General features: G+C 73.8%; 25 protein-coding genes and 1 riboswitch. Of the genes, 3 read left to right on the top strand and 22 right to left on the bottom strand.

Annotated features, from left to right (window positions below):
• Positions 1 to 15: 15 nt before the first annotated feature.
• From hisG to V1258_RS03030, 15 genes are all read right to left on the bottom strand, one after another.
• Positions 16 to 873: an ATP phosphoribosyltransferase gene (gene hisG / locus V1258_RS03100; protein ID WP_329746668.1), complete on the bottom strand. Its 858-nt coding sequence runs from the start codon at positions 871 to 873 to the stop codon at positions 16 to 18.
• A gap of 90 nt (positions 874 to 963) precedes the next feature.
• The gene (locus V1258_RS03095) at positions 964 to 1248 is read right to left on the bottom strand and encodes a phosphoribosyl-ATP diphosphatase (protein WP_329746716.1); all 285 of its coding nucleotides are present in this window, start codon (positions 1246 to 1248) and stop codon (positions 964 to 966) included.
• Positions 1249 to 1348: 100 nt separating this feature from the next.
• Complete coding sequence (gene pnuC / locus V1258_RS03090) at positions 1349 to 2059, bottom strand: nicotinamide riboside transporter PnuC (protein ID WP_329748307.1); 711 nt, start codon at positions 2057 to 2059, stop codon at positions 1349 to 1351.
• 97 nt (positions 2060 to 2156) lie between these two features.
• Positions 2157 to 2276: riboswitch (FMN riboswitch) on the bottom strand.
• 92 nt (positions 2277 to 2368) lie between these two features.
• A complete protein-coding gene (gene rpe, locus V1258_RS03085) occupies positions 2369 to 3055 on the bottom strand; it encodes a ribulose-phosphate 3-epimerase (RefSeq protein WP_329748306.1) in 687 nt (228 codons plus the stop codon).
• Entirely contained in the window at positions 3052 to 4695 is a 1644-nt protein-coding gene (locus V1258_RS03080) for an RsmB/NOP family class I SAM-dependent RNA methyltransferase (RefSeq protein WP_329748305.1), read from the bottom strand. Before V1258_RS03080 ends, rpe begins: the two co-directional genes overlap by 4 nt.
• Positions 4692 to 5660: a methionyl-tRNA formyltransferase gene (fmt, locus tag V1258_RS03075; RefSeq protein WP_329748304.1), complete on the bottom strand. Its 969-nt coding sequence runs from the start codon at positions 5658 to 5660 to the stop codon at positions 4692 to 4694. The genes V1258_RS03080 and fmt overlap by 4 nt, the downstream gene beginning before the upstream one ends.
• A 72-nt stretch (positions 5661 to 5732) precedes the next feature.
• On the bottom strand, positions 5733 to 7973 hold the full coding sequence (locus V1258_RS03070) for a primosomal protein N' (protein ID WP_329748303.1): 2241 nt from the start codon (positions 7971 to 7973) through the stop codon (positions 5733 to 5735).
• A complete protein-coding gene (locus tag V1258_RS03065) occupies positions 7943 to 8323 on the bottom strand; it encodes an FKBP-type peptidyl-prolyl cis-trans isomerase (RefSeq protein ID WP_329746662.1) in 381 nt (126 codons plus the stop codon). The genes V1258_RS03070 and V1258_RS03065 overlap by 31 nt, the downstream gene beginning before the upstream one ends.
• Positions 8324 to 8358: 35 nt before the next feature.
• Complete coding sequence (locus tag V1258_RS03060; protein ID WP_329748302.1) at positions 8359 to 9291, bottom strand: FKBP-type peptidyl-prolyl cis-trans isomerase; 933 nt, start codon at positions 9289 to 9291, stop codon at positions 8359 to 8361.
• Between the two features lie 74 nt (positions 9292 to 9365).
• Positions 9366 to 10778, bottom strand: a complete 1413-nt coding sequence (gene pafA, locus V1258_RS03055) for a Pup--protein ligase (protein WP_329748301.1) — start codon at positions 10776 to 10778, stop codon at positions 9366 to 9368.
• A gap of 4 nt (positions 10779 to 10782) precedes the next feature.
• Positions 10783 to 10971 carry a ubiquitin-like protein Pup gene (locus tag V1258_RS03050; RefSeq protein ID WP_329746659.1) on the bottom strand — a complete coding sequence of 63 codons (189 nt, stop codon included), beginning with the start codon at positions 10969 to 10971 and terminating at the stop codon, positions 10783 to 10785.
• 49 nt (positions 10972 to 11020) lie between these two features.
• Positions 11021 to 12685: a depupylase/deamidase Dop gene (dop, locus tag V1258_RS03045; protein ID WP_329748300.1), complete on the bottom strand. Its 1665-nt coding sequence runs from the start codon at positions 12683 to 12685 to the stop codon at positions 11021 to 11023.
• Complete coding sequence (gene arc / locus V1258_RS03040) at positions 12682 to 14271, bottom strand: proteasome ATPase (protein ID WP_329748398.1); 1590 nt, start codon at positions 14269 to 14271, stop codon at positions 12682 to 12684. The genes dop and arc overlap by 4 nt, the downstream gene beginning before the upstream one ends.
• Before the next feature lie 78 nt (positions 14272 to 14349).
• Positions 14350 to 15432, bottom strand: a complete 1083-nt coding sequence (locus V1258_RS03035; RefSeq protein ID WP_329748299.1) for a tRNA (adenine-N1)-methyltransferase — start codon at positions 15430 to 15432, stop codon at positions 14350 to 14352.
• A gap of 68 nt (positions 15433 to 15500) precedes the next feature.
• Positions 15501 to 16616, bottom strand: a complete 1116-nt coding sequence (locus V1258_RS03030) for a M50 family metallopeptidase (protein WP_329748298.1) — start codon at positions 16614 to 16616, stop codon at positions 15501 to 15503.
• Positions 16617 to 16725: 109 nt separating this feature from the next.
• On the opposite strand from V1258_RS03030, the gene V1258_RS03025 reads away from it, so the two are divergent.
• Positions 16726 to 17535 (top strand): PAC2 family protein, encoded by an 810-nt coding sequence (locus V1258_RS03025; protein ID WP_329748297.1) that lies wholly within the window; start codon positions 16726 to 16728, stop codon positions 17533 to 17535.
• Between the two features lie 43 nt (positions 17536 to 17578).
• Here the strand turns inward: V1258_RS03025 and mshC are convergent, their stop codons facing one another.
• From mshC to V1258_RS03010, 3 genes are all read right to left on the bottom strand, one after another.
• Positions 17579 to 18862: a cysteine--1-D-myo-inosityl 2-amino-2-deoxy-alpha-D-glucopyranoside ligase gene (mshC, locus tag V1258_RS03020; RefSeq protein WP_329748296.1), complete on the bottom strand. Its 1284-nt coding sequence runs from the start codon at positions 18860 to 18862 to the stop codon at positions 17579 to 17581.
• A 34-nt stretch (positions 18863 to 18896) separates the two neighbouring features.
• Positions 18897 to 19769 carry an undecaprenyl-diphosphate phosphatase gene (locus V1258_RS03015; RefSeq protein WP_329748295.1) on the bottom strand — a complete coding sequence of 291 codons (873 nt, stop codon included), beginning with the start codon at positions 19767 to 19769 and terminating at the stop codon, positions 18897 to 18899.
• Positions 19770 to 19968: 199 nt separating this feature from the next.
• Positions 19969 to 20298: a DNA primase gene (locus V1258_RS03010; RefSeq protein WP_329746652.1), complete on the bottom strand. Its 330-nt coding sequence runs from the start codon at positions 20296 to 20298 to the stop codon at positions 19969 to 19971.
• A gap of 131 nt (positions 20299 to 20429) precedes the next feature.
• On the opposite strand from V1258_RS03010, the gene V1258_RS03005 reads away from it, so the two are divergent.
• Entirely contained in the window at positions 20430 to 20726 is a 297-nt protein-coding gene (locus tag V1258_RS03005) for a DUF5703 family protein (RefSeq protein ID WP_329748294.1), read from the top strand.
• Between the two features lie 67 nt (positions 20727 to 20793).
• On the top strand, positions 20794 to 21294 hold the full coding sequence (locus V1258_RS03000; protein ID WP_329748293.1) for a prepilin peptidase: 501 nt from the start codon (positions 20794 to 20796) through the stop codon (positions 21292 to 21294).
• 33 nt (positions 21295 to 21327) lie between these two features.
• Here V1258_RS03000 and V1258_RS02995 read toward each other — a convergent pair whose 3' ends face one another.
• Genes V1258_RS02995 through V1258_RS02980 form a run of 4 tightly spaced genes read right to left on the bottom strand, consistent with a single transcriptional unit; the run spans position 21328 to position 24923 of the window.
• On the bottom strand, positions 21328 to 22173 hold the full coding sequence (locus V1258_RS02995) for a TrmH family RNA methyltransferase (RefSeq protein WP_329748292.1): 846 nt from the start codon (positions 22171 to 22173) through the stop codon (positions 21328 to 21330).
• Positions 22173 to 22640: a tRNA (cytidine(34)-2'-O)-methyltransferase gene (locus V1258_RS02990; RefSeq protein ID WP_329748291.1), complete on the bottom strand. Its 468-nt coding sequence runs from the start codon at positions 22638 to 22640 to the stop codon at positions 22173 to 22175. Before V1258_RS02990 ends, V1258_RS02995 begins: the two co-directional genes overlap by 1 nt.
• Positions 22641 to 22678: 38 nt before the next feature.
• Positions 22679 to 23533, bottom strand: a complete 855-nt coding sequence (locus tag V1258_RS02985) for a ChbG/HpnK family deacetylase (RefSeq protein WP_329748290.1) — start codon at positions 23531 to 23533, stop codon at positions 22679 to 22681.
• A gap of 13 nt (positions 23534 to 23546) precedes the next feature.
• A complete protein-coding gene (locus V1258_RS02980; protein ID WP_329748289.1) occupies positions 23547 to 24923 on the bottom strand; it encodes an MFS transporter in 1377 nt (458 codons plus the stop codon).
• Positions 24924 to 24970 lie beyond the last annotated feature (47 nt).

Genomic DNA, 24970 nt, shown 5'->3' with positions numbered 1-24970 from the left:
CCGGCATCCCCGGGCTCAGATCCGGCAGGCCTGGATCGCGGTGACCAGGATGGCGCGGGCGCCGGCGTCGTAGAGCTCGTCCATCATGCGGTGCGCGGACCGGCTGTCGACCATGGCGCGCACGGCCGACCATTCGCCGCCGTGCAGCGGCGAGACCGTCGGCGACTGCAGGCCGGGGGTGATCTCGACGGCGCGCTCGAGCAGCGAGGTCGGCACGTCGTAGTCGAGCATCACGTACTCGCGGGCGACGAGCACGCCCCGGAGACGTCGCTCGAGCACCTCGAGGGAGCGGGCGGCCTCGTCCTCCAGCTCCATGCCGGGGCGCGAGAAGAGGACGGCCTCGCTGGTCATGATCGGTTCGCCGAACGGCTCCAGCCCCGCTTGGCGCAGGGTCGTGCCGGTCTCCACCACGTCGGCGATCACGTCGGCGACGCCGAGGCGGATCGAGGACTCGACCGCACCGTCCAGGTGGACCACCCGGGCGGTCACGCCGCGCTCGGCGAGGTGGTCCTCGACGAGGTTCTCGTAGCTGGTGGCGATGCGGGCGCCGGCCAGCTCGGGCACGTCCAGCTCGGCGCCGATCGGGGCCGCGAAGCGGAAGGTCGACCGGGCGAAGCCGAGGGCGAGGATCTCGGCGGCCGGAGTGCGGGAATCGAGCAGCATGTCCTGCCCGGTGATGCCCACGTCGACCGTGCCGGAGCCGACGTACACGGCGATGTCTCGCGGTCGCAGGTAGAAGAACTCGACGTTGTTCTCGCGGTCGACGACCACGAGCTCCTTGGACATGCCGCGGCGGCGGTAGCCCGCCTCCTGCAGCAGCTCGGCGGCGGGCTCGGAAAGGGCGCCCTTGTTGGGGACGGCGATGCGGAGCATGGATCCTCCTGGCCGCGGGGCGGCCGACGGGTCGGGGTGGGGCGGGGCGCGCTAGGCGCGCTCGGCGGGTCGAGTCGAGCGCTGCGGGGCTCAGAGGTGGCGGTACACGTCCTGCAGGGAGATGCCCTTGGCCACCATCATCACCTGCAGGTGGTAGAGCAGCTGGCTGATCTCGAGGGCGGCGTCCTCGTCGGTCTCGTGCTCGCAGGCCATCCAGACCTCGGCCGCCTCCTCGACGATCTTCTTGCCGATCTGATGGACGCCCGCGTCGAGCTCGCGGACGGTGCCGGAGCCCTCCGGTCGGGTGCGGGCCTTCTCGAGGAGCTCCGCGTACAGGCCCTCGAAGTCCTTCGGGGCGCCGTCGGCGGTCTGCATGTCGGAATCGTTCACCCGGTCAGGGTACGCGTCCGGGGAGGATGCGCCGACGGGCGGCCCGTCCAGCGGACCGCCCGTCGGGAGAGGGACGGAGGACTGTTCAGTCCCGGCGCACCGTGGGATCGAGATGCGCGGTCTCCACGGAGACCGCCCCGCCCTCCCCGGCGACCCGTCGGCTGCGCACACGCCACCAGACGACGAAGCCGATGGCCGTGAAGCAGCCGTAGAAGATGTACATGAAGGCGCTCGCCCAGTACCCGGCGCTGATCAGGAGCGGCACGCCGACCACGTCGACGGCGACCCAGATCAGCCAGAACTCGACCCAGCCCTTGGCCATGCCGTAGGTCGCGAGGAGCGAGCCCATGAAGATCCAGGCGTCCGCCCATACCGGCTCGTAGGAGCCGAGCGCGCGGAAGATCGGGGTGAGCAGGGCGGTGCCGCCCACCATCGCGACGACCAGCAGGGCGCGCGTGCCCCATGAGGCCCATTCGGGCTCGACGGCGGTGCCGCCCTCGTTGCGGGCCTGCCGCCAGCGGACCCAGCCGTAGATGCTGGTGGCGATGAACATGATCTGGCGGCCAGCCTGGCCGAGGAGGTTCACGTGGTCGGCCTCGCCGAAGAGCGAGCCGAGGAACACCGTGAGCAGCAGCAGGTTGCCGACGATGCCCACGGGCCAGGCCCAGACCTTGCGTCGCATGCCGCCGAGCGCGCTGAGCAGTCCGAAGACGTTGCCGAGCACCTCGCGCCAGAGGAGGAACTGTCCGTTCCCGAATTCGAGTCGGGCGTGGAAGAGCCACTGCAGAAGATCCATGAGGGTCCTTTCTCCCGTCGGATGCAGTGGCTCCGGGGGAAAAAGGGATCCAGCAGGCCTCGGCGAGCACCGCGGGGGTGCGTCCGAGGACCTGCAGGACGTGCGCCTCTCATCCAGGCTGTACTGTCGGTGCCGGAATTCCACCGGCTCCACCGCAGGGATGCGGGTCGCGGACTGTCACCGCCGGCTCGGACTTTCACCGACCCCGGAGCACGTCACTTCGTGTGACCGGCACAGGATACCCCTGCGCCGAGCGGCACGGCACGCCCTGTGACGGGAGCGACCGGAGGATGCTCCAGCACCGCCCGCTCAGTGGGCGCGGTGGACCGAGGCCAGCTCCCGCAGCGCCGAGATCTCGTCGGCCGCGTTCTGCGCGCGGTAGATCGCGGAGCCGGCGACGAAGACGTTCGCCCCGGCCTCGGCGCAGCGCTCGATGGTCTCGCGGGAGACGCCGCCGTCGACCTGGATCGAGACCTCGAGATTGGCGGCGCTGATCGCCCGGCGGGCGCGGCGGATCTTGGGGAGCATGGTCTCGAGGAAGGACTGGCCGCCGAAACCGGGCTCCACGGTCATGATCAGCAGCATGTCGAACTCGCCGATCACGTCGAGCAGCGGCTCGACGGGGGTGGCGGGCCGCAGGGCCACGCCCACCTGGGCGTTCTTGCGGCGCAGCTCGCGCGCCAGGCGGATCGGGGCGGCGGTGGCCTCGAGGTGGAAGGTGACCGAGGAGGCGCCGGCCTCGGCGAAGACGGGCGCCTCGCGATCGGCGTCCTCGATCATCAGGTGCGCGTCCACCGGGATCGCCGACCGCCGCACGATCTGCTCGACCATGCTCGCGCCGAAGGTCAGGTTGGGCACGAAGTGGTTGTCCATGACGTCCACGTGGACGCTGTCGGCGGTGCTGATCTTCTCCAGCTCGGCGCCGAGGGCGAGGAAGTCGGCGTTGAGGATGCTGGGGTGGATGTACTGGCCATCGGTCGAGTAGGCGGCGTTCATCGGGTCGGGTGTCCTTCCTCGGAGGGGGCGTCGGGCGTGCGCAGCAGCGCGATGTACATGGCGTCGGTCCCGTGCACGTGCGGCCACAGCTGGACCGAGGGGCCGTCGCCGAGCTCGATCTCGTCCCGGCGACCGGGCAGGACCCCGGCGCGCACGGCGGGCCGGGCGTCGAGCTGCTCGACCTCCGGTCGCTCCTTGAGCACATCGGCGACGACGAGGCGGGTCTCGGCGAGGTGCGGGGAACAGGTCACGTAGGCGACGACGCCGCCGGGGGCCGCGGCGTCGAGCGCGGAGCGGAGCAGGTCCCGCTGCACCCTCCCCAGGGTGGCGATGTCGGAGGGGCTGCGACGCCAGCGTGCCTCGGGCCGGCGACGCAGCGCTCCGAGCCCTGAGCAGGGAACGTCCGCGAGGATGCGGGAGAAGCGACCGGGCAGCTCGGCGCCGATGGTGGTGCCGTCCGCGGTGCGGGTCTCGATCTCGCAGCCGGCGTCCCGCAGGCTCGCGACGGCGCGGTCGACGAGCTCGGTGCGGTGGGGCTGCAGCTCGACGGCGAGGAGGTCCGCGTCGTGGTCGACGGTCAGCCCGCCGAGCAGGGCGGCCTTGCCTCCGGGACCGGCGCACAGATCGAGCCAGTGGGCGTCGTCGGCGCGGACCAGGTCGTCCGCGCCGAGGGCGAGGGCGAGGGCCGCGAGCTGGCTCCCCTCGTCCTGGACCGCGACGCGGCCCTCGCGCACCAGGTCGATGCCGCCGGGATCGCCGGAGGGCCAGGCGGCGGAGAAGACCGAGAGCCGGCCCTGGCTCGCGCCGTGGTCGATGAGCTCGTCGAGATCGGTGAGGCCCGGCCGCATCACGAGGGACACCGCGGGGGCCTCGTTCTGCGCGGCGAGCAGGGCGTCGATCTCCTCACGGGAGCGGCCGTGACCGCCGAGGGCGTCCTGCAGGGCGCGCACCACCCAGCGGGGGTGGGAGTGGACGACCGCGAGGTGCCCGGCGGGGTCCTTCTCGCGGTCCGGGGCGACCTGCTCGATCCAGGTGGGCAGGTCCTTCTCCCCCACCCGGCGCAGCACCGCGTTGACGAAGCTCGCGCCGCCCGCGCCGACCTCGGACCGGGCGAGGGCCACGGTCTCGCTGGTCGCGGCGTGCGGGGCGACGCTCATGTCGAGCAGCTGGTAGGCGCCGAGGCGGAGCACGTCCAACAGTGCCGGCTCGACATCGGCCAGGGGACGGTCCACGCAGGCGGCGAGGACGGCGTCGAGGCGGCCCTGGGCGCGCAGCGAGCCGTAGAAGAGCTCGGTCGTGAACGCGGCGTCGCGTCCGCTCACCCGGTGGCTGCGCAGGAGCCGCGGGAGCACGAGGTTCGCGTAGGCGTCGTCCTCGCGGATCAGGCGCATCCCCTCGAAGGCGACCTGGCGGGACGGGGTCGAGCGGCGGCCCCGCTCGGAGGGCCGGGAGGCGGACCAGCCGCGGCGCGGCCCGCCCTCACCGCGGCTGCCGGAGCGCTCACGGCCCTGGGCGTCGCGGGGCCGACGGTCTCCGCCGCCGTCCCTCGGACGGTCCTCGCGGCGACGGTCGCCCCGTCGGCCGTGGTCCTCGCGTCGGCCATGGTCGTCGCGTCGGCCGCCGCCCCGCTGCTCGCTCATGCCTGCTCTCCGTCCTGCTCGTCCTCGAAGCGGGCGCCGGGGACGAGCCCCGCGCCGCGCGCCCAATCGGCGGCGCGCATCGCCTTCCGTCCCGCCGGTGCGAGCGTCGAGATCGCGACCGCCTCGGTGCCCGTGCCCACGAGGAGCTGCCGCTTGGTGGTGCCGATCTCGCCCGGTGCCAGGGCGGCTCCGAGCGCGTCGAGGGAGGCGGGCTGGACCGCCTCGACCCCGAGGATCTTGGTGCGGGCGCCGTCGAGGAGCGTCCAGGCCCCGGGCTGCGGGCTCATGCCGCGCACGTGGGCGGAAACCTCGTCGGCGGAGCGGGTCCAGTCCACGCGGGCCTCGGCGGGGCTGAGCTTCGGCGCGTGGGTCGCGGCGGCGTGGTCCTGCGGGGCGAAGGTCGCGGTGCCCGCGGCGAGGGCGTCGAGGGCCTCGAGCAGCAGGGCGGCGCCGTCCTGCGCCATCCGGTCCAACAGCTCCCCGGAGGTCTCGAGGGCGCCGATCGAGGTGCTCGCGATGGTGATCACATCGCCCGTGTCCAGGCCCTCCTCGAGGCGGAACACGCTCATGCCGGTCTCCTGCTGACCGGCGAGCACGGCACGCTGCGCGGGGGCGGCGCCGCGCCATGCCGGCAGGAGGGAGAAGTGGAGGTTGACCCAGCCGTGGCGGGGGATGTCGAGCGCGGCGCGGGGCACGAGGTTGCCGTAGGCGACGACAGGGGCGGCGTCGGGCGCCAGCTCCCGCAGCTGCTGCTGCACGGCCTCGTCGCGGAGCGTGGCGGGGGTCAGCACGGGCACGCCGGCGTCGAGGGCGAGGGCCTTGACGGGGCTCGGCGCGAGCCGGCGACCGCGGCCGGCGGGGGCGTCGGCACGGGTGAGCACGCCCACCACCTCGTGGTCCGAGTCGAGCAGGGTGCGCAGGGAGGGCAGGGCGGCCTCGGGGGTTCCGGCGAAGAGCAGTCGCATGATGGGCCGAGTCTACGTCCCGACCGGGTGATCACCTGCGGACCAGCGGCTCCGCGCCCCGGCCGCTGCGGCTCAGAACACGTCGGGCGGATCCAGCCGCACGCGCAGGCTGCCGCGCGCCTTGCGGGCGGAGCGGGCGGCGACGGCGGTGCGCAGGGCATCGGCGAGCTCGCGCGAGCGGGACGGCTCGAGGCGCAGCACCGCCCGGGCGCGTCCCGCGGCGTCGGGCCCCTCGAGGTCCGTGGGACCGAAGACCTCGGCGCCTTCGGGCAGGTCCGCGGCCTCGAGGAACTCGCGGCAGGCCTGCCGGTCCCCGACCACCTCCGCGATGCGGCGGAAGGGGGGCAGGCCCAGCTCGCGGCGGTCGGCGAGCACACGGTCCGGGAAGACGGTGGAGCGGTGGGCGACCAGATGGCGCACCGCGGGCAGGGTGGAGGTGCCGACCACGAGCACCTCTCCCCCGTCGTCGGCGCTGCGCACGAGGGCGATCGCGCCCTGCCAGCGGCGCACCGCCTCGACGTCGGCGTCGAAGGCCGCCCGGCCCAGCGCGGCGTCGACGTCGAGCAGCAGGGCGGCTGCGTAGCCTCCCGGCGGCGCGGGCTCCGCGCCGGGGGTGGAGACGACGATCGCGTCCTCGGGCACGGCGTCGTCCTCGAGCGGTCCCTGGGCTCCACCGGCCACGCGCAGGCTCGCCTGCGGGAAGGCGCGGGAGAGTTCCTCGGCGGTGCGGGTGCTGCCCACCACGGCGGCCCGCACGTGCGTGCGATCGCACTCCGGGCAGCGGTAGGCGTCCTCGCGGCGACCGCAGACCCGGCAGTGCAGGGCGCCGTGGCGCCCGGTCACGGACAGCGGGGCGCTGCAGGTGGGGCACTGGGCGCGGGTGCCGCAGAAGGTGCAGGCGATCGCGGGCACGTAGCCGGTGCGCGGCACCTGCACCAGCACCGGGCCGCGCTCGAGACCGCGGCGGATCACCCGCATCGCCTCCTGCGGCAGCCGCGAGCGTCCCGAGGGGCCCTCGCGGTCGCGGAGGTACTGGTCCATCGCCACGATCCGGGGCCGCACCGCGTTCACCGGGGCGGGGACGGGCTCGAGGCGGGCGAGATATCCGGCATCCACGAGGGAGCGCAGCGTCACCGACTCGCTCGCGCCGAGGAAGAGCAGGGCGCAGCGCTCCTCGGCGGAGCGGCACTGCAGCACGGTCCGGGTGTGCGGGTACGGGGCGCGGGGCTCCTCGAGCAGGTCGTCGGCCTCGTCCCAGCAGATCACGAGCGCCAGATCCCGCACCGGCGCGAAGGCGGCCGAGCGGTTGCCGAGCACGATGCGGGTCGCGCCGCGGAGGATGCGTCGGAAGGTGCGGTACCGCTTCTCGGGCCCCTCGGTGCCGGCGAGGACCTCGTGCTCGATTCCGCGCTCGGTGAGCACCCGGGAGAGGCGTCGCACGTCCCGCTGGTCGGGGGCGACGACGAGCGCCCCCTGGGCGGGGTCGAGGGCGGCCAGGGCCTCCGCCGCCACCTGGGTCCAGGCGTCGACGGGGTCGAGGGTGAGGGTCGCGCGCGGGACGGGTCCGTCGGGCCGACCCGCGCGGGCGAGGAGCGCGGCGAGGCCCGGATAGCGGTCGCCGGATCTCCCCGCCGGCGCAGCCGACGCAGCCGACGGCGCCGACGGCGGGATCTCCTCGGCCGTCTCCTCCGCGGTCGGGCCGGACTCCGCCTCCTCGACGGTGCCCTCCTCCGCGGCGCTGTCCGCCTCCGGGGCGGACTCCGCCTCCGCGGCGGCACGGTCGGCCTTCTCGGCGCGGGCGTGGCGGGGTGGCAGCGCGAGGCGGAGCACATCGCCGACGGTGCCCGCGCTACGGGCGGCGACCTCCTCGCAGACGCGCATCATCTCCGGCGGCACCACCACGTCCTCGGAGACGAGGCGGACGAGCGGGGCGAGGGCCCGATCGGTCGAGGGCTCGGCGCGGCGCTCGAGGACGATGCCCTCGGTGTCCTTGCCGGAGAAGCGCACCCGCACCCGCATCCCGGGCCCCGCCGCGGCGGTCTCCGGGGTGACCGCGTACTCGAAGGGACGGTCCAGGTGCGGCAGCACCCCGATCAGGCGGACGCTCGCGACCGGGAGCTCGTCCGCCACCGCGAACCCCGCGGTGGTGCGCAGACCACCGGCCCGGGCCGCATCGGGGCGGCCCGGGTCCGTGCGGGCGGGAACGGCGACGGCGGGGGCCGCGAAGAGGCTGGCCTGGTCTCCCGGCCGCTCCCGCTCCCCCGCCGTGCCGGCGGATCCGGTCAGCGCTTGTGCACCGCCACCAGGTCGCACACGAAGATGAGCGACTCGCCGGGGGCGATCACGGGCGGCGCGCCGTGCTCGCCGTAGGCGAGGTGGCTGGGGATGTCGAGGCGACGGCGGCCGCCGACCTTCATGCCCTGGACGCCCTGGTCCCAGCCGGCGATGACCTGGCCGACGCCGAGCTGGAAGCGCAGCGGCTCGCCGCGGTCCCAGGAGGCGTCGAACTGCTCGCCGGTGGAGTGGGAGACGCCGACGTAGTGCACGTCGACGACGTCGCCGCGGCCGGCCTCCTCGCCGTCGCCGAGGATCTCGTCGGTCGAGACCAGCTCGGTGGGCGCGGAGCCCTCGGGGTGGTCGATCTCGGGCTTGCTGCGGTCCATGGTTCCTCCTGTGGGGTGGGGGTCCGGTGGGTGTCTCAGGACGCCGCGGGCTGGGCGTTCAGGACGTCGATGACGAAGAGCAGGGTCTGCCCTCCGAGGGGGTTGGAGTCCGAGGGCTCCTCGCCGTAGCCGTCGACGGGCGGGATCACGAGCATGACCTGGCTGCCGACCGGGATGTCGAGCAGGTGCTCGTCCCAGCCGGCGATGACCTGGCCCTGGCCCTGCACGAAGGTGAAGGGGGCGCCGCGATCCCAAGAGGAGTCGAACTGCTCCCCGGTGTCCCAGCTCCAGCCGGTGTACATCATCGTCAGCGAGTCGCCGGCGGCGGTGGGCTCGCCCGTGCCGCGGATCAGCATCTCGACGGTGGTGGCGGTGGGCGGCTCGCCCTCGGGGGCGGCGGCGAGCGAGGGGGCGCCGTTCTCGGCGAGGGTCACCGCGGGGAAATCGCCGGAGGGGGCGACGGCCTCGCCCTCGGCGCGCCCCGGGATGATCCGGTCGACGTCGGCGACCTGGATCAGGGAGTAGGCCTGGCCGCTCGTGGACTGCTGCCAGCCGGCCATGGCGATGCGCGAGCCGACGGTGACGGTGGTGAGGAAAGCGAAGGCGGCCGCTCCGATGCCGTCGGAGGTCACGGCGATGACCTCGGCGGGGGCGCCCTGCCACGAGGACTGCAGCACCTCTCCCGTGGAGGCGTCGACATAGAGGCTGCGCCAGCTGATCAGGTCGCCCTCGGCGATGGTCTCGCCGTCCCCCGCGACGACGACCTTCGAGTCGGGGGCGGAGATGTCCAGCGGCGCCGTGAACTCGACGACCGGCTCCGCCTCGAGGTCCTCGCTGATCGTGACCCCGGCCAGCGCCGCGGCGGCGGAGGTCGCCTCGGGGTCGGATCCGTCCTCGGAGCAGGCGGCCAGCCCGAGGGCGGCGCTCGCGGCGAGGGCGGTGGTCAGGATCGTGCGACGACGGATCACGGGGGGCCTTTCACGGGGGTCGCCCCTTCGCGGGGCACGGGGACCAGGGTACGGGCTGGTGCCTGGGGCGGGGCTCAGGCGGGCGGGGCGTCGGACGACGGCGCGCCGAGCGCGCGGATCTCGGCCAGCAGGGCGTCGACCCCTTCATGGGAGGTGGTGAACGGGTCCAGGACCTGCACGGGCATGGCACCGGGACGGGTGAGGCGGAAGCTGGTCCAGTCCACGACGTGGTCGACGCCCGCCGCCTGGGCGGCCGTGACCACCTGGCCGCGCAGGTGGGCCCGGGTCGTCGCCGGGGCGGTAGTGCGCGCCTCCTCGATGCGCTCCTCGGGGAGCACCGACGGGGCGAGGCCCCGGTCGCGCAGCCGGGAGAACAGCCCGGTCCCCGGGTCGATGTCGTGGTAGGCGAGGTCGAGGCGCTCGATCGCGGGATCCTCGAGCCCCACTCCGCGGCGCGAGGCCACCTGCTCGACGAGGCGCTCCTTGATCGCCCAGTCGAGGTGCAGCGCGGCCCAGGAGCGGTCGCCCGTCGCGACGGCGTCCAGGGCCTGCTGCCAGGTCTCCAGCACCTCCTGCTCGGACTCGTCGGCGAGGTCGGCGACGTGGTCGAGCCAGCGCTGCTGCACCTCGAGGGCGGTCGTGGTGCCGCCGCCGGCCAGCGGCAGCGGATCGCGGCCGGTGAGGTCGCGGGAGACGGTGCGGATCGCCGCGATGTCGTCGGCGAGGGCGATCTCGGGCAGGGCGCGGCCCGACTCGATCGCACGCAGCACGAGGTCGGTGGTCGCGAAACGGAGGTGGGTCGAGACCTCGCTCATCGTCGAGTCGCCGACGATCACGTGCAGGCGACGGAAGCGGGTGGGGTCGCCGTGCGGCTCGTCGCGGGTGTTGATGATCGGCCGGGTGCGGGTGGTGGCCGAGGAGACGGCCTCCCACATGTGGTCGCTGCGCCGGGAGAAGACGAAGCGCGCCCGACCGGGGGTGTCGGGGGAGGCGTCCTCCGCGCGGTCGAGGACGATCCCGCCCGCGCCCGTCACGATCTGGCGGGTGACCAGGAAGGGCAGGAGGTACCGGGGCAGGCGGGTGAACTCCCCGCGGCGGTCCACGAGATAGTTCTCGTGCGAGCCGAAGGCGTTGCCGGCGGAGTCGACGTTGTTCTTCAGCAGGTGGATGCGGGCGTCCTGGCCCGAGGCGGCGAGGCGCTCGTTCGCGCTGGTGACGAGATCCGCGAGGATCCGCTCCCCGGCCCGGTCCTGGGCGACCAGCTCCCACCAGTCATCGCATTCGGCGGTCGCGAACTCGGGGTGCGAGCCGACGTCGAGGTACAGCCGAGCCGCATTGCGCAGGAACACGTTCGAGGAGCGCCCCATGGCGACGACCGGGGCGAACAGCTCGCGGGCCGCGGCCTCGGGCTCGAGCGCGCGGGTGCCGTCGGCCCGCACGCACACCAGGCCGAACTCGGTCTCCAGTCCTCCCACGCGGCGCTTCATCGGGTCACTGGCCGCCCTTCTGGACGAAGGAGCGCACGAAGGTCTCGGCGTTCTGGTCGAGGACGGCGTCGATCTCGTCGAGGAGGTCGTCGGCCGCCTGGGCGGAGGCGAAGGTCTGGCCGCCGGCGAGGGTCTCCTCGCCGCTGGCGTCGTCGTCGCCGGGGCCGGCGCCGTGCAGGGACTGCTGGGTCATGTCGTTCTCCTGGGGTGCTGCCGCCGGGTGGCGGGCGGGGCGGGGTGGGTCACTCGGCCGCGACGGCGCGGGCGAGGGCCTCGTGGAGGGCGGACGGCTCGGCGGCGAGGTCGACGCCGTGGTCACGGCACCAGTCCGCGGAGCCGAGCCGGGGATCGGCGAGGCGGAGGCGGAAGCCGCCGGTCTCGCCCGCGAGGGTGATCGCGTCCCATCCGGCCGACGGCACGCGGCGCGGGTGGTGGCGGATCAGGGTGCCGCGCAGGTGCGCGCGGGTCGAGGCGGGGGGCGCGGTCATCGCGTGCTCCACCTCCTCGGCACCGACCAGGGTGCCGACGGCACCGGCCGCGCGGAGCTTCTCGAACAGGCCGCGGCCGGGTCGCAGATCGGAGAACTGCAGGTCGACCATGAGCAGGCGGGGGTCCTCCCAGCCGAGACCGTGGCGACGCCGGTACTGCTCGAGCAGGCGCAGCTTGGCGACCCACTCGATGCGGTCCGCGGCGAGCATCGGGTCCTCGGCGAGCAGGTCCAGCAGCTCACCCCAGGCGGTGAGGACCTGCGCCGTCTCCGTGTCCGCGAGGTCGGCGACCGGGCGGAGGGCGTCGAGATGTGCGCGCTGGATCTCGAGCGCCGTCAGCTCGCGGCCGTCGGCGAGCGTGACCGTGGCGGTGAGGCTCGGGTCGTGGCTGATGGTGCGGACCGCCTCGACCGGATCGGCGAGGGGCAGGTCCGGGAGGATCACGGGGCCGGTGCGGTGCTCCGTCTCGAGCGCGGCGAGCACGAGGGAGGTCATGCCGAGCTTGAGGAAGGTCGACTCCTCGAGCAGGTTCGCGTCCCCGATGATCACGTGCAGGCGGCGGAAGCGGGAGCGATCGGCGTGCGGCTCGTCGCGGGTGTTGACGATCGGGCGGTTCAGCGTCGTCTCCAGGCCGACCTCGGCCTCCATGAAGTCGGCGCGGGAGGAGATCTGGAAGCCGGGGTGCTGACCGCGGGTGCCGCGGCCCACGCGCCCGGCCCCGACCAGCACCTGACGGGTCGCGAAGAAGGGCAGCAGCGCCGCGACGACGCGCTCGAAGGGGACGTCCCGGTCGAGCAGGTAGTTCTCGTGGGTGCCGTAGGAGGCCCCTTTGCCGTCGGTGTTGTTCTTGTGCAGCGCCACCTCGGGGATGCCGTCGGCCCGGGAGAGCAGGCCCATCGCGGCGCGGGCGATCTCCTCGCCGGCGCGGTCAACGACCACCGCCTCCCGGGCGCGGAGCACCTCCGGGGAGGAATACTCGGGGTGCGCGTGGTCGACGTACCAGCGGGCGCCGTTGGTGAGCACGGCATTGCCGATGGAGCGCTGCGAGGCCCAGGCGAGCACCTCGGCGTCATCGCCCTCGGGCGCGACCTCGGGGCCCTGCAGCGGGGCGTCCGCGTCGACGCTCGGCACGTGTGCGTCCTGCACCTCGTCGGTCAACTGGGTGGGGTGCGCCGCGGCGCGCTGCAGCTCGAAGCCGCGGGCGTCGCGCAGCGGGGTCTCGTCGCCGTAGTCCCAGCGGACGCGGCGGCCCCGCTCCCCCTCCCGCGGGTCGAGCAGGGCGTAGGCACCGACGACCAGGTGGGAGAGCAGGATCGAGGATCCGGCGCCCGCTCGGGCCCGGTCCTCGAGGTCGGCGTGCAGCACCCCGAACTCGGTCTCGATCCCCATCACCCGAGCGGTGGTGATCCCGTCGCTCATGCCTTCTCTCCCCTGTTCTCCCCCGTCTGCGCCTCGGCGGCGCGGGTGCGGCCCTTGAGCGGAACGACCGCGACGACCCGGCGCCCCGCGCGGCCGTGGTTCCCGGAGACGCGGGCCCAGTCCTCGGGATGGGCGGCCGAGGGCATGTCCTCGTTCTCGACGAACTCCGCCGTGATCGCGGCGCTCAGGTGGTCGGCGCCGAGGCCCACCTGTCCGGTCGCGATCTGGTCCTTGACCGCGTGCTTCTTCGCCCGGTCGACGATGTTGCGCAGGGTCGCGCCGGAGACCACGTCGCGGAAGTGCAGGGTCTCGGTCTCCCCGTCGGAGTACTCCAGGCGCACGAAGGCCGCCTCGGGGCCGGTCGCGTAGATCTCGCGCACGGCGAGGTCGAGGAGCGCCTGGCGATCCTCGCGCAGCGGCACCGACTCGTCGAGGTAGAGGCCGAGGATCTCGCGGCCGGCCCGCTGGTTCGGGCGGCGCACCCGGATCTTCACGTCGAGCCGGCCCGGGCGCAGGATCGCCGGGTCGATCATGTCCTCGCGGTTCGAGGCGCCGATGACGATGACGTTGTCGAGGCCCTCGACGCCGTCGATCTCGGCGAGCAGCTGCGGCACGATCGTGGTCTCGACATCGCTCGAGAGACCGGTGCCGCGGGTGCGGAAGAGCGCCTCCATCTCGTCGAAGAAGATCACCACGGGGTGGTCCGCGGCGGCCTTCTCCCGGGCCCGCTCGAACACCAGCCGGATCGACCGCTCGGTCTCGCCGACGTACTTGTTCAGCAGCTCGGGCCCCTTGACGTTGAGGAAGGCCGAGTTCTCGAGCGCCTCGGCGACGCTCACCCCGCGCAGCTCGGCGCTGCGCAGCACCAGCTCGTGGGCGACCGCCTTGGCGATCATGGTCTTGCCGCAGCCGGGCGGGCCGTACAGCAGCACGCCCTGCGGGGGCCGCAGGCCGTAGGTGCGGTAGAGGTCCTGCTGCAGGAACGGCAGCTCGACGGCGTCCCGGATCGCCTCGATCTGGTCGCCGAGGCCACCGATCTGCTCGAAGGAGATGTCGGGGACCTGCTCGAGCACGAGATCGGTGATCTCGGCGCGGTCGATGCGCTCGAGCACCAGCTGCGCCTTGAGGTCCACGAGCACGTGGTCGCCGGCGTGCAGGTCGGTCTCGGCGAGGACGCCGGCGCGCCGCAGCACCCGGGTGTCGTCGGGGGCGACCGCGACCAGCACGCGGGTGTCGGCCAGGGTCTCGAGCACGCTCACGACGTTGCCGGCATCGCCCTGGGGCACCGCCTCGACGGCCGCGAGGGACTCGTTCAGACGCAGCTCGGTGCCGGGCTCGAGCGCCTCGAGGTCGAGGCTCGCCGCGGTCGCGACCCGCAGCCGGCGGCCGTTGTGGAGCACGTCGATCGTGGTGCCCTCGCAGCGGCGCAGGAACGTCGCGTACGAGTTCGGCGGGTCCCCGATGCGCTCGAGGTCGTTCTTGAGCTCGACGATCTGGGTGCGGGCGGAGCGGAGGCTCGTGGTGAGCCGCTCGTTGCGGTCGGCGAGCTGCTCGAGCTCGGCGGTCATCTCCGCGTAGGTCTTCATGGCCATGTGCTCCCCTTCCTGCGAGGTGCGGCGTGCCGGTGAGGCGGCGGTGGTCGAGGGGACCGGGACGCGAGCGGGTCAGCGGTCGCGGCCCTGGCGGATGTCCCGCAGGGCCCGCTTCAGCTTGCGCGGGGCGACGCCGCGCTCGCCGAGGTCCTGGGAGGACCACTCCGAGTCGGTGCCGCCGAAGCCGTCGTTGTCGGGATGGCTCAGCTCCTCCTCATCTCGGGAGCCGGGTGCCGGGCGCGTGGAGCGGGTCATCGCCCCGGTGCCGTGGGCGGTGCGCCGCGCGGTGAGCAGGAAGCCGGTGTGGGCGTTCATGCGGTGCTCGGGACGGACGGCGAGCCCCTCGAGGTGCCAGGGCCGCACGAGGGTCTCGAAGGCGTACGGCTCGGTGAACTCGCCGTGGGCGCGCAGCGCCTCCGCGGTGCGGGAGAGCTGGGTGACGGTCGCGACGTACGCGAGGTAGACGCCGCCGGAGACGAGCACCTCGGCGGCCGCGTCGACGCACTCCCAGGGGGCGAGCATGTCGAGGACCACCCGGTCCACGCTCGGACCGTCGGGGCTGAGGGTCGGGGCGACGTCCTGGAAGTCGCCGATCGAGAGCTGCCAGGTCGGGGGCAGCTCTCCTTCGGGGGTGCCGAAGAAAGTGCCGACGTTCTCGCGGGCGACCTCCGCGAAGTCCTCGCGGCGCTCGATGGAGTGGACGGAGCCGGTGGGGCCGACGGCGCGCAGCAGGGCGGTGGTCAGGCCGCCCGAGCCGACACCGGCCTCGAGCACCCGGGCACCGGGGAAGATGTCGCCCCACATGAGGATCTGCGCGGAGTCCTTGGGGTAGATGATCGCGGCGCCGCGGGGCATCGAGAGCATGTAGTCGGCGTAGAGGGGGCGCAGGGCCTGGTAGCGGGTGCCGTGGTTGTCCTCCACGACGGACCCGTCCTCGGCGCCGATCAGCTGATCGTGGCGGAGCACGCCGCGGTGGGTGTGGAACTCCCCGCCGGGCTTGAGGGTGATCGTGTTCAGCCGGCCTTTGGAGTCCGAGAGCTGCACCTTGTCCCCCACGTCGAGGGGGCCGGTGCGGTCCAGCCCGCGGCGCGGGGCGCGCGGGGCGGGGACGGTCGGCCCCTGGGCGGGGACGGTCTGCGGGTGCTGCTCGGTCATGCGTTCCAGCATAGGGCGGGGCCGCCGCGGGCGGTTCGTCCCCGGAGGCTGATGAGACGTGCGCCGCCTCAGGGGCGGCGCGAGGCGCCGAGGCGCCGCTGCACATCCGCCGCGAGGACCACGCCGAGCATCCGCTGCTCGGCGTCCAGGACGGCGTAGGCCGGGGCGGGGCGCCGCATCATCGCGGAGACCAACTGCTCGCCGCCGAGCGTCGCGGGGAGGACGCCGAGCTCGCCGAGCGGGGCGGCGACCGCGCTCACCGGCGTCCTCTCGCGGTGCTCCGCGGGGACGGCGGCGAGGGCGGCCGCATCGAGGCGCCGGACGCGGCCGAGCACCCCGGGCCGGGCGGTCCCGGGCTCGAGCACGAGCACGTCCTCCGGGTCGACGTCGAGGGCGCCGAGGGGCTGGGTCGGGGGGACGAGGCGGATCGGGCGGGCCAGGGCCGCGAGGTCGAGCCCCTCGATGCGCCGCTGCAGCCGCGCCCCGTTCAGCGCGCTGCTCGCGCCCTGCCAGAGCATGCCGGCGATGAGCAGCGCCCACAGCAGGGTGAGCAGGCCGAGGGTTCCGGTCCCGCCGGCCTCGAGGATCCGCCACAGCGGGACACCGAGGGCGAGCACGGCGATCCCCCGTCCGATCCAGGCGGTGATCACCGTGCCGCGCACGGGGCTCCGGAGCACCCCGCCGAGCAGCGCCTCGAGCGCGCGCCCGCCGTCCATCGGCAGCCCGGGCAGGAGATTGAAGACGGCGAGAGCGAGGTTCAGCAGCGAGCAGGCGGACCAGAACGCGAGCGCCGCCTCGCTCTCGACGGAGCGGGCCGCGAGATGGGCGAGGCCGGCGAGCAGCAGGTTGCTCAGCGGACCGACGAGGGAGACGACGATCGAGGCGAGGGGGCCGAGCGGCGCGCCACGGTACTGGGTGTGGCCGCCCCAGAGCGTCAGCGCGATGTGATCGACCGTCGCCCCCGAGAGGTGCGCGGCCACGGCATGGGCCGCCTCGTGCAGCAGCACCGAGAGGATCAGGACCAGGGCGACGCCGACGGCGAGGGACGCGGCGAGGGCGAGGCTCGCACCGGGCAACGCCATGCTGGGGAAGATCATCGCGGCGAGCAGCAGGACCGTGATCAGGGTGCCGGGGCTGACCTGGATCGGGGGCAGCGGGCCGAGGCGCAGCGCAGGGCGGGGCATGGGGCGTCTCCTCCTGTCCCGCGGCGCACGACCGCGGGGCAGGCCGAGGATAGCCGTCCCGCCTGCGCCCCCGCCGCTCAGGCGGTGGCCCCGGGGCTACGATGGGTCGATGAGTCGAATCGCCATCGCGGCCTTCAGCGGCTGGAACGACGCCGGGGAGGCCGCCACCGGGGTGATCGATCACCTGCTGGAGACCTGGCCCTCGCGGCCCGCCGGCCGGGTGGACGCCGAGGAGTACGTCGACTTCCAGGTGAACCGCCCCGACATCCGCACCACCGAGGACGGGTTGCGGGTCGTCGACTGGCCGGACACCGAGCTGCGGATCGTCACCCCGCCGCAGGGGCCGGAGATCGTCACGGTCCTCGGCGCGGAGCCCTCGCTGCGCTGGAAGAGCTTCTGCGACGAGGTGCTCGAGCAGATGCAGCTGCTGGACGTCTCCGCCGTGGTGTGCCTCGGGGCGCTGCTCGCCGACGTCCCCCACACACGTCCCCTCCCGGTCAGCTCGCAGGTCGAGCCGGGTGCCGCGGAGTCCGTCGGCGACCGCGACCAGTACGTCGGCCCGGTGGGCATCCCGACGATCCTCGCCCGCCGCACCACGAGCGCGGGCCTGCGCACGACGAGCATGTGGGTGCAGGTGCCGCACTACATCTCGCACTCCATCTCGCCGAAGGCGGTGCTCGCCCTCGTGCGCGAGCTGCAGGAGCTGATCTCGGCGCCGATCCCGCAGGACGAGCTCGAGGCGATCGCCGAGGGCTGGATGCGCGGGGCCGATGAGCTCGCGCGCACCGATCAGGAGATCGGCGCCTACGTGCGCGAGCTCGAGCAGATCCAGGACGCCGGCGAGCTGCCCGGCGCGAGCGGCGAGGCGATCGCTCGGGAGTTCGAGCAGTTCCTGCGCCGTCGGCGCGAGGCCGACTGACACCTCCCGCTGCGGAGCGGGACGGCCCCCGGGGCCGGGCCGCTCAGTCGGTCAGGGCGAGTCCGAGGAGGGCATCGCAGGCGGTGGCGACGTCCCCGGGGCGCGCCTCCGCCGCGTCGGGCCCCGTCTCCCCCGCCGCCTGCTCGGCCGCGGGATCCGCGGCACCGGCACGCGCCGCCCAGGCGTCGAGGGCGACGAGAGCCGACGGCGTGTCGAGATCCTGCCGCAGCGCGGCGCGCAGCGCCTCGACGGTATCCGGGTGCCGGCCCCCGAGCGCCGCGGCGGCGCGGTAGGACGCCAGGCGCGCCTCGGCCTGCGTCAGCTCCGCCTCGGACCACTCCCAGTCAGCCCGGTAGTGGTGCGCCATGAGGACGAGACGGATCGCCATCGGATCGACCCCGTCACGGACCAGGCGGTGGACGAACACGAGGTTGCCGAGCGACTTGCTCATCTTCTCGCCGTCGAGGGCGACCATGCCGCTGTGGGCGTAGGCGGTCGCGAAGTTGCGGCCGAGGGCGACGGCATGGGCCGCGCTGAGGTCGTGATGCGGGAAGACCAGGTCCGAGCCGCCGGCCTGCACATCGAAGGGGAGCCCGAGGCCGCCCTCGGCGATGCATACGCACTCGACGTGCCAGCCGGGGCGTCCCCGCCCGAGCTCCCCGGCGTCCCAGGCCGGCTCCCCGGCGCGCTCGGCCCGCCACAGCAGCGGGTCGAAGCGGCCGCGCTTGCCGCGGCGGTCGGGGTCGCCGCCGCGCTCGGCGACGACGGAGAGCATCTGCTGCTCGCTCCATCCGGAGACGTCCCCCAGCGCGCCGTCCACGGAGAGGTCGAGGTACCAGTCCTCGCCCTCGGCGTCGGGGGTCTCCACCTGGTAGGCGCGTCCCCGCTCGCGCAGGCGATCGACGGTGTCGATGATCTGGTCCATCGCCTCGCTCACCGAGAGGTAGGTCTCGGGGGCGACGATGCGCAGCGCCTCCATGTCCTCGGCGAAGAGGTCCACCTGGGAGGCGGCGAGCTCGCGCCAGTCCACGCCGTCCCGCTCCGCGCGTTCGAGCAGGGGGTCGTCCACGTCGGTGATGTTCTGGGCGACCTCCACCTCGAGGCCGCTGTCGCGCAGCGCGCGCCGCATCAGATCGGCGGCGTGGTAGGTCGCGGCGTGTCCGAGATGGGTCGCGTCGTACGGGGTGATCCCGCAGACGTACAGCCGCGCCGTCCCCGGCGTGAGGGGCACCAGCGGGGCGATCCGCCCGGTCCGGGTGTCGTGCAGCCGCAGCGGGAGGCCGGAGGCGGGAAGGGGCGAGATGCTCGGGGAGGTCCAGGAACGCACCGGTCGATCATACGGTTCCCGCCGAGGTCAGCGGTCAGGCGCCGCCCAGCGGATCGACCAGGCCCGTCCACAGCAGGATCAGCAGCACGAGACCGGCGACGACGCGGTAGACCACGAAGACGGTGTAGGAGCGGTTCTCGATCATGCGCATGAACCAGACGATCACCGCGTAGCCGACGCCGAAGGCGACCAGGGTCGCGACGATGATCACGAGCAGGGAGGGTTCCCCGGCGGCCGCGGCCGCGGCCCGCCCGTCGGCCGTGAGCAGCGCCGGGACCTCCTTCGCGGCCTTGTAGAGGCCCGACGCGAAGACGGCGGGGACGGCCAGCAGGAAGGCGTAGCGGGCCGCCGCCTGGCGGGTGTAGCCCATGAGGAGCCCCGCGGTGATGGTGCCGCCCGAGCGGGAGACCCCGGGGATCAGGGCAAGCGCCTGCGCGAGGCCGAAGAGGATGCCGTCGCGCCAGGAGAGCTCCTTCAGCTCCTTGCGCTGTGGCGCGATGCGATCGGCGAGGCCCAGCAGGAGGCCGAAGACGATGAGCATCGTGGCGGTGATGTAGAGGTTCCGCAGGCCGTTGTCGATCTGCTCCTCGAAGAGGAGACCCAGCACGCCGATGGGGATCGAGCCGAGGATCACGAGCCAGCCCATCCGGACGTCCGGATCGGACTGCGGGAGGCGGCCGACGAGGGCCCGGCACCAGCGGCCGATGATCCGCGTGATGTCCTTCCAGAAGTAGATCAGGACCGCGGTCTCGGTGCCCAACTGGATGATCGCGGTGAACGCCGCACCGGGATCCTGCCCGGGGGCCATGAGCTCGCCGACCACGCGCACGTGCGCGCTCGAGGAGATCGGGAGGAACTCCGTGAGGCCCTGGACGAGGCCCAGGATCACTGCCTCGATGAACGACATGCGGACTCCTCGACGGACGGCGATGGCGGGACGGGCCGGGGATGCTCACCGGCCCAGGACAGAGTACGCGGCGCCGGGCGGGATGCCCGGCGCCGCGTGGGGGCCGTTCGTGCAGACGTCGTGAAGGGACGGGGATGTCGCCGTGAGAGAACCGCGACGACGACGAAAACGGGGACGACGACGGGACGGAGAGCGCTGCTCAGCGCTCGTCGTCCTCCTCGTCGTCCTCGAGGTCGTCGTCGCCGAACTCCTCGTCGTCGTCCTCGTCGTCCTCGAAGTCGTCGAGATCGTCGAAGTCGTCCTCGTCGTCGTCCTCGTCATCATCCTCGCCGTCGAAGACGATCAGCGGGGTAGCGATGTCGTAGGCGTCGAAGAGGGCGTCGTCATAGTCGTCGAAGGCCGTGGTGAGCTGCTCGGTCGCAGCCTCCAGGGCGGGATCGTCGTCACCGCGGGAGGCGGCGGCCGCCTCGTAGTGACGTTCGAGGGCAGCGATCAGCGCAGCGAGAGCGGAGCGAGGATCCGTGTTCATGGTTGGACGGTACATCGTCCGGCGGCAGAATGGACAGCGGAAACTGCCGTGGCGAGGTCACGGATCCGTGCCGCCTGCCAGGCCCGGACCCGACCCGGCGCGGCGTCGTCGATCCCCGGAAGCGAGTGCCCGTGCCGTCCCAGCCACCACCCCTCGTCGCGCGCATCGAGATCGTCCGGGATCCGCGCGGCCTGAGGGACCTCCCCCTCGAGCGCGGCCGGTCGGCCGAGGACTACGAGTTCCAGATCATCACCGTCCCCCGGGAGAGCTCCGTGTCCCAGGTGCGCGCAGCGCTCACGGAGCACGCGGAGTACGGCCGGTGGGAGCATGCGCGCACCCGGAAGTACCTCGGCGGCGGCCGGAAGGTCTGGATGCGGCGCCGGATCGTGCGCGTGGAGTCGGCTCTCGGGGCGGACCGCTCGGACTGACCGCCGCGCTGTCCACAGAGCGCGGGGTGCGGGAGCGCCGACGGGCGCGGTCTGATGGACTGGGCGCATGTCGCCGCCGGTGCTGCTCCCGCTCCTCGTACTGGCGGTCGCCTATGCGCCGCCCGCGGTGGTGCTCGCGCGCATCGATCTGCGGGAGCACCGGCTGCCCAACCGGTGGGTCGGCCTGCTCACGGCGGCGGTCGCGATCGGCCTGATCCTCTGCGCCCTCGTCGAGCCCGCCCTCCGCGCGCCACTGCGATCGGCGGCCGTGCTCGCGCTCGTCCTGGGCCTCGGCGCGGTGCTTCTCGCCCTGCTCGCCCCGCAGCTGCTGGGGATGGGCGATGCCAAGACCCTGCCGGCCGTGGTGCTCATGAGCGGGGCCCTCGGCGGGGAGGAGCTCCTCGCGGCGCTGTTGGGGATCGCCCTGCTCGGAGGGATCGTCGGATCGGTGCTGCTGCTGCGCGGCCGGTCCGGGGAGCGCTTCGCGTACGGTCCGATCCTGCTCTCGGGCCCCGTGCTGGGCCTCGCCGGGGCGCCGCTCGTGGCGGCCGCCCTCGGCACGGCCTGACCCCGCTCCCCCGGCGTCCCGCCCGGGCCCCGATCAGCGGGCCGCGGCGTCCCGCTGGCGTCGCGCTTCGTAGAGGGCGATCGAGCCCGCCACGGCGGCGTTGAGCGAGGAGGCGCCCGTGCCGGGGACCATGGGGATCTCCGCGATCACGGCGCAGGCCTCCCGCCACTGGGCGCTCATGCCCGCGGTCTCGTTGCCGACCACGAGCAGCACCGGACCGGTGAGATCGGTGCTCTCGAGCGTGTGCCCGCCGGCCTCGTCCAGACCCACCACCCGCCAGTCGACGCCGCCGGCCCGTTGCCCCTCGAGATGCGCGAGGACCTCCCGCGGCGACGACAGGCGCAGCACCGGGAGGGCGAAGACGCTCCCGGTCGAGGCGCGGATCGCGGCGGGATCCCAGACGTCCGCCGCATGACCGGTGGTGATCACCGCGCTCGCGCCGAGCGCGTCGGCCGAGCGCACCAGCGAGCCGATGTTCCGCGGACCGGAGGGACGGTCGAAGGCGACCACGAGCGCGTCGGGGCCGAGCACCTCCGGCGAGAGGCGCGAGAGGTCGTCAGCGGGGATCGCGGCGAGGGCGAGCAGCTCGGGGGTCCCCTCGTCCCGCTCCCCCAGCTCGGCCATGAGCTCGGGGGCGAGATCGATGACCGGCGCGGGAGGGTCTGCGAGGAGCTCGCGCGCCCAGCGGCTCGGGGTCTCGCGGCCGTCGCTGAGCAGAGTGCGGATCTCGATCCCGTGCTCGAGGGCGAGCGTCAGGGGACGCACCCCCTGGATCACCATCTCCCCGCTGCGGGTGCGCTTGGTGCGGTTGGTCAGCAGCGCCTGCCACTGCTGGAACTGGGCGTTGCGGCGCTCGATGCGGACGGGACGTCGGGCCATCACACGCCCGCCCCGTCGTAGCCGTTCTGGCGCCAGGCCTCGTAGACGGCGATCGACACCGAGTTGGCGAGGTTGAGCGAGCGGCGCGCGGGCAGCATCGGGATCCGCACCCGGGCGGTGACCCGCGGATGGGAGAGCGCCTCCGCGGGCAGCCCGGTCGGCTCGGTGCCGAACAGGAGCACGTCGTCCGGCCGGTACTCGATCTCGCCGAAGGTGGTCTCGGTGCGCGCGGTGAAGGCGAAGACCCGGGAGACCGGGACGGCCGCGAGGGCCGTCTCCAGATCGGGGTGGACGTTCACGTCGGCGAGGTCGTGGTAGTCCAGCCCGGCGCGGCGCAGTTTCGCGTCCTCGAAGTCGAAGCCGAGAGGCTCGATGAGGTGGAGGCGTGCCCCGGTGACGGCGGCGAGGCGGATGGCGTTGCCCGTGTTGCCGGCGATCGCGGGCTCGTGGAGGAAGACGTGGACCATGCCGGGATTCTTCCACGGGCGGGCACCGCTCCCCCGCCTCACCAGCGGTCGACGAGCTCGACCCCCGTCGAGGCCAGGGCGTCCCACCACTGCGCATCGTGCAGCAGCCGCGCCTCCCAGGCCCGCTCCGGCGGGATGCCGGGGCCCTCGCCCGACGGATGGAGGAACAGCTCCGAGGTGCCGGGCGGCAACCGGGCCACGCCGTGCAGCAGCCGGTCGCGGAGCGCCTCGTAGGAGCCGAGGAGGCGGGCGGGGAGCGGGTTGGTGAGGATCGCAGCCGGGATCGGCACCCCGAGGTGGTCGGCGAGCTCCACGGCCCGGCGGTGCCGCGCCTCGCGCTCCGTCGGACCGAGCAGGGAGGACCGCGGCGCGGCGGCACCGGGCCGGTCGAGGTGGCGGAGCGGTTCGGGGTCGCGGGGCAGGCGCACGGCGAGGCCGTGCCGAGCGGCCCAGTGCAGCGCCCCGGGCAGGAGCCCGCCGCCGTGCAGGCCGTAGAGGGTTCCGGTGTGCGAGTCGACGGCCCGCGGTCGCATGCCCCTGTCGTGCATCCATCCCAGCTGCGCCTCGAGCTCGGCCAGGACCTCCCTGTCCTGGGCGCAGAGCTCGGTGAGCGGGTCCGCGAGGCGCAGGGTGCCGTCCGGCTCGTGCAGCGAGGGGGCGTCGGTGAGCAGCCGCCACGGTCCCCCGGTGCTCTCGGCGACGAGGCAGGTATGCAGGTGCGGGGTGATCCCCGCGGCGTGGACCGCGCGGGCCGCCCGCTCCGCGTGGGGCGTGGTGACGAGCAGGGAGGCGGCGGTGATGGCCCCGGCCGCGGCGAGCTCGGCGATCACCTGGTCGGTGAGGGGGTCGCGGCCGAGGTCGTCGGCGGTGATGACGAGTCGTCGAACGGCCACGGCGCCTCCCGGTTCAGTCTGTACTGGACACTACTCCAGAATCTTCGGGAGCGGCCGGGATGCGCACGAAACGGGCGGCGATCGCGCCGAGGACCACGAGGCCGAGCGGGTAGGCGCACAGGTAGACGCGGAAGGCGAGGCCGGTCCGCTCCCCCGGGTCCTCTCCCGAGTAGTAGCCGAAGAACACTCCGAGCGAGGCCAGGGCCACGCCCGAGACGATGCCGTTGAGCCGGCCGAACACCCCGAAGGCCGAGAGGAACAGGCCCTCCCGGTGCGTCCCGTGCCGGGCCGCATCGGCATCGAGCACCCGCGCGACGACGAGATCGTGCGTCGCCATCATCCCGGCCCAACCGGCGCCGAGCACCACTCCCGCTCCGATCGCGGTCGCCAGCGTCGGCGCCATCAGCAGCAGCGCGAACCCCGCCGCCAGCACGACGAAGGCCCAGCGCCAGGCGCGCAGGGCCCCGATGCGCGCGATCACCTGCGCCCACACCGCGAGCCCCGCGGCCGCCACGACGATCACCGCCCCCTGGAGCGCGAAGGCGTAGGCGACGGGAAGCCCGAGGGTGTGACGGACGTAGAGCTGGACCCCCGAGAGCACGAGGCCGAGCGCGGCGGTGTAGCAGGCGCCGGTGAGGCCCACGGACCAGAACTGCCGGGTGCGCAGGATCTGCAGCACCGCCCGGCCCAGACGCGGTCGCTCGAGCGCCGAGTGGCGGGGGTCCTCCCGGGCCCCGAGGGCCATCACGACGATCACCACGACCGCGATCACGCCGTAGAGCAGCGCGGTGCGCGAGAAGCCCTCGGTGCTGTGCTCGCTGCCCAGCCAGGAAGTCGTCAGGATCGGGGTGAGGGCGAGGGAGATGATCATGGCGATCAGCTGGAAGCCCTGGCGCAGGGCGTTGGCGACCGCACGCCGCCGCTCCCCGGGGAAGAGCTCGGGCAGGAGCGCTCCGTAGTTCGCGTTGAGCATCGAGTCCATCAGCTCGCAGAGGATCGCGAAGACGGCGAACCAGAGCACCAGGGCCGTGCCGTCGAGCGCCGCGGGCGGGCTGAACAGCGCGATCATCGAGGCGGCGAGGAGAGGAGCGCCCACCAGGAGCCAGGGTCGACGTCGGCCGAAGCGGCTGCGGGTGCGGTCGGAGAGATGACCCAGCAGCGGGTTGTCGAGCGCGTCGATGATCGCGTAGACGATCATCACGATCGCATAGGCCCGCACGTCCAGCCCCAGCTCGTCGACGTAGAAGAGGACGATCGACCCCTTGATGAAGTTGATCGGGATCGAGGTGCCGAACATGCCCAGGGCGTAGCGCCACGGCGGGGTGGGGCGGACCGCGGGCACGTCCGACGGGGGCTCCGCCGCGGGGACGGGTTCGGGCAGGCTCGTCACGGGGGCTCCTTGTGCGCCGGATGGCCGCATCGTAGCGAGCAGGGAGC

This window comes from Brachybacterium sp. J153 (assembly GCF_036311905.1).
GTDB lineage: Bacteria > Actinomycetota > Actinomycetes > Actinomycetales > Dermabacteraceae > Brachybacterium.
This window is presented reverse-complemented; position numbering and strand designations above follow the sequence as displayed.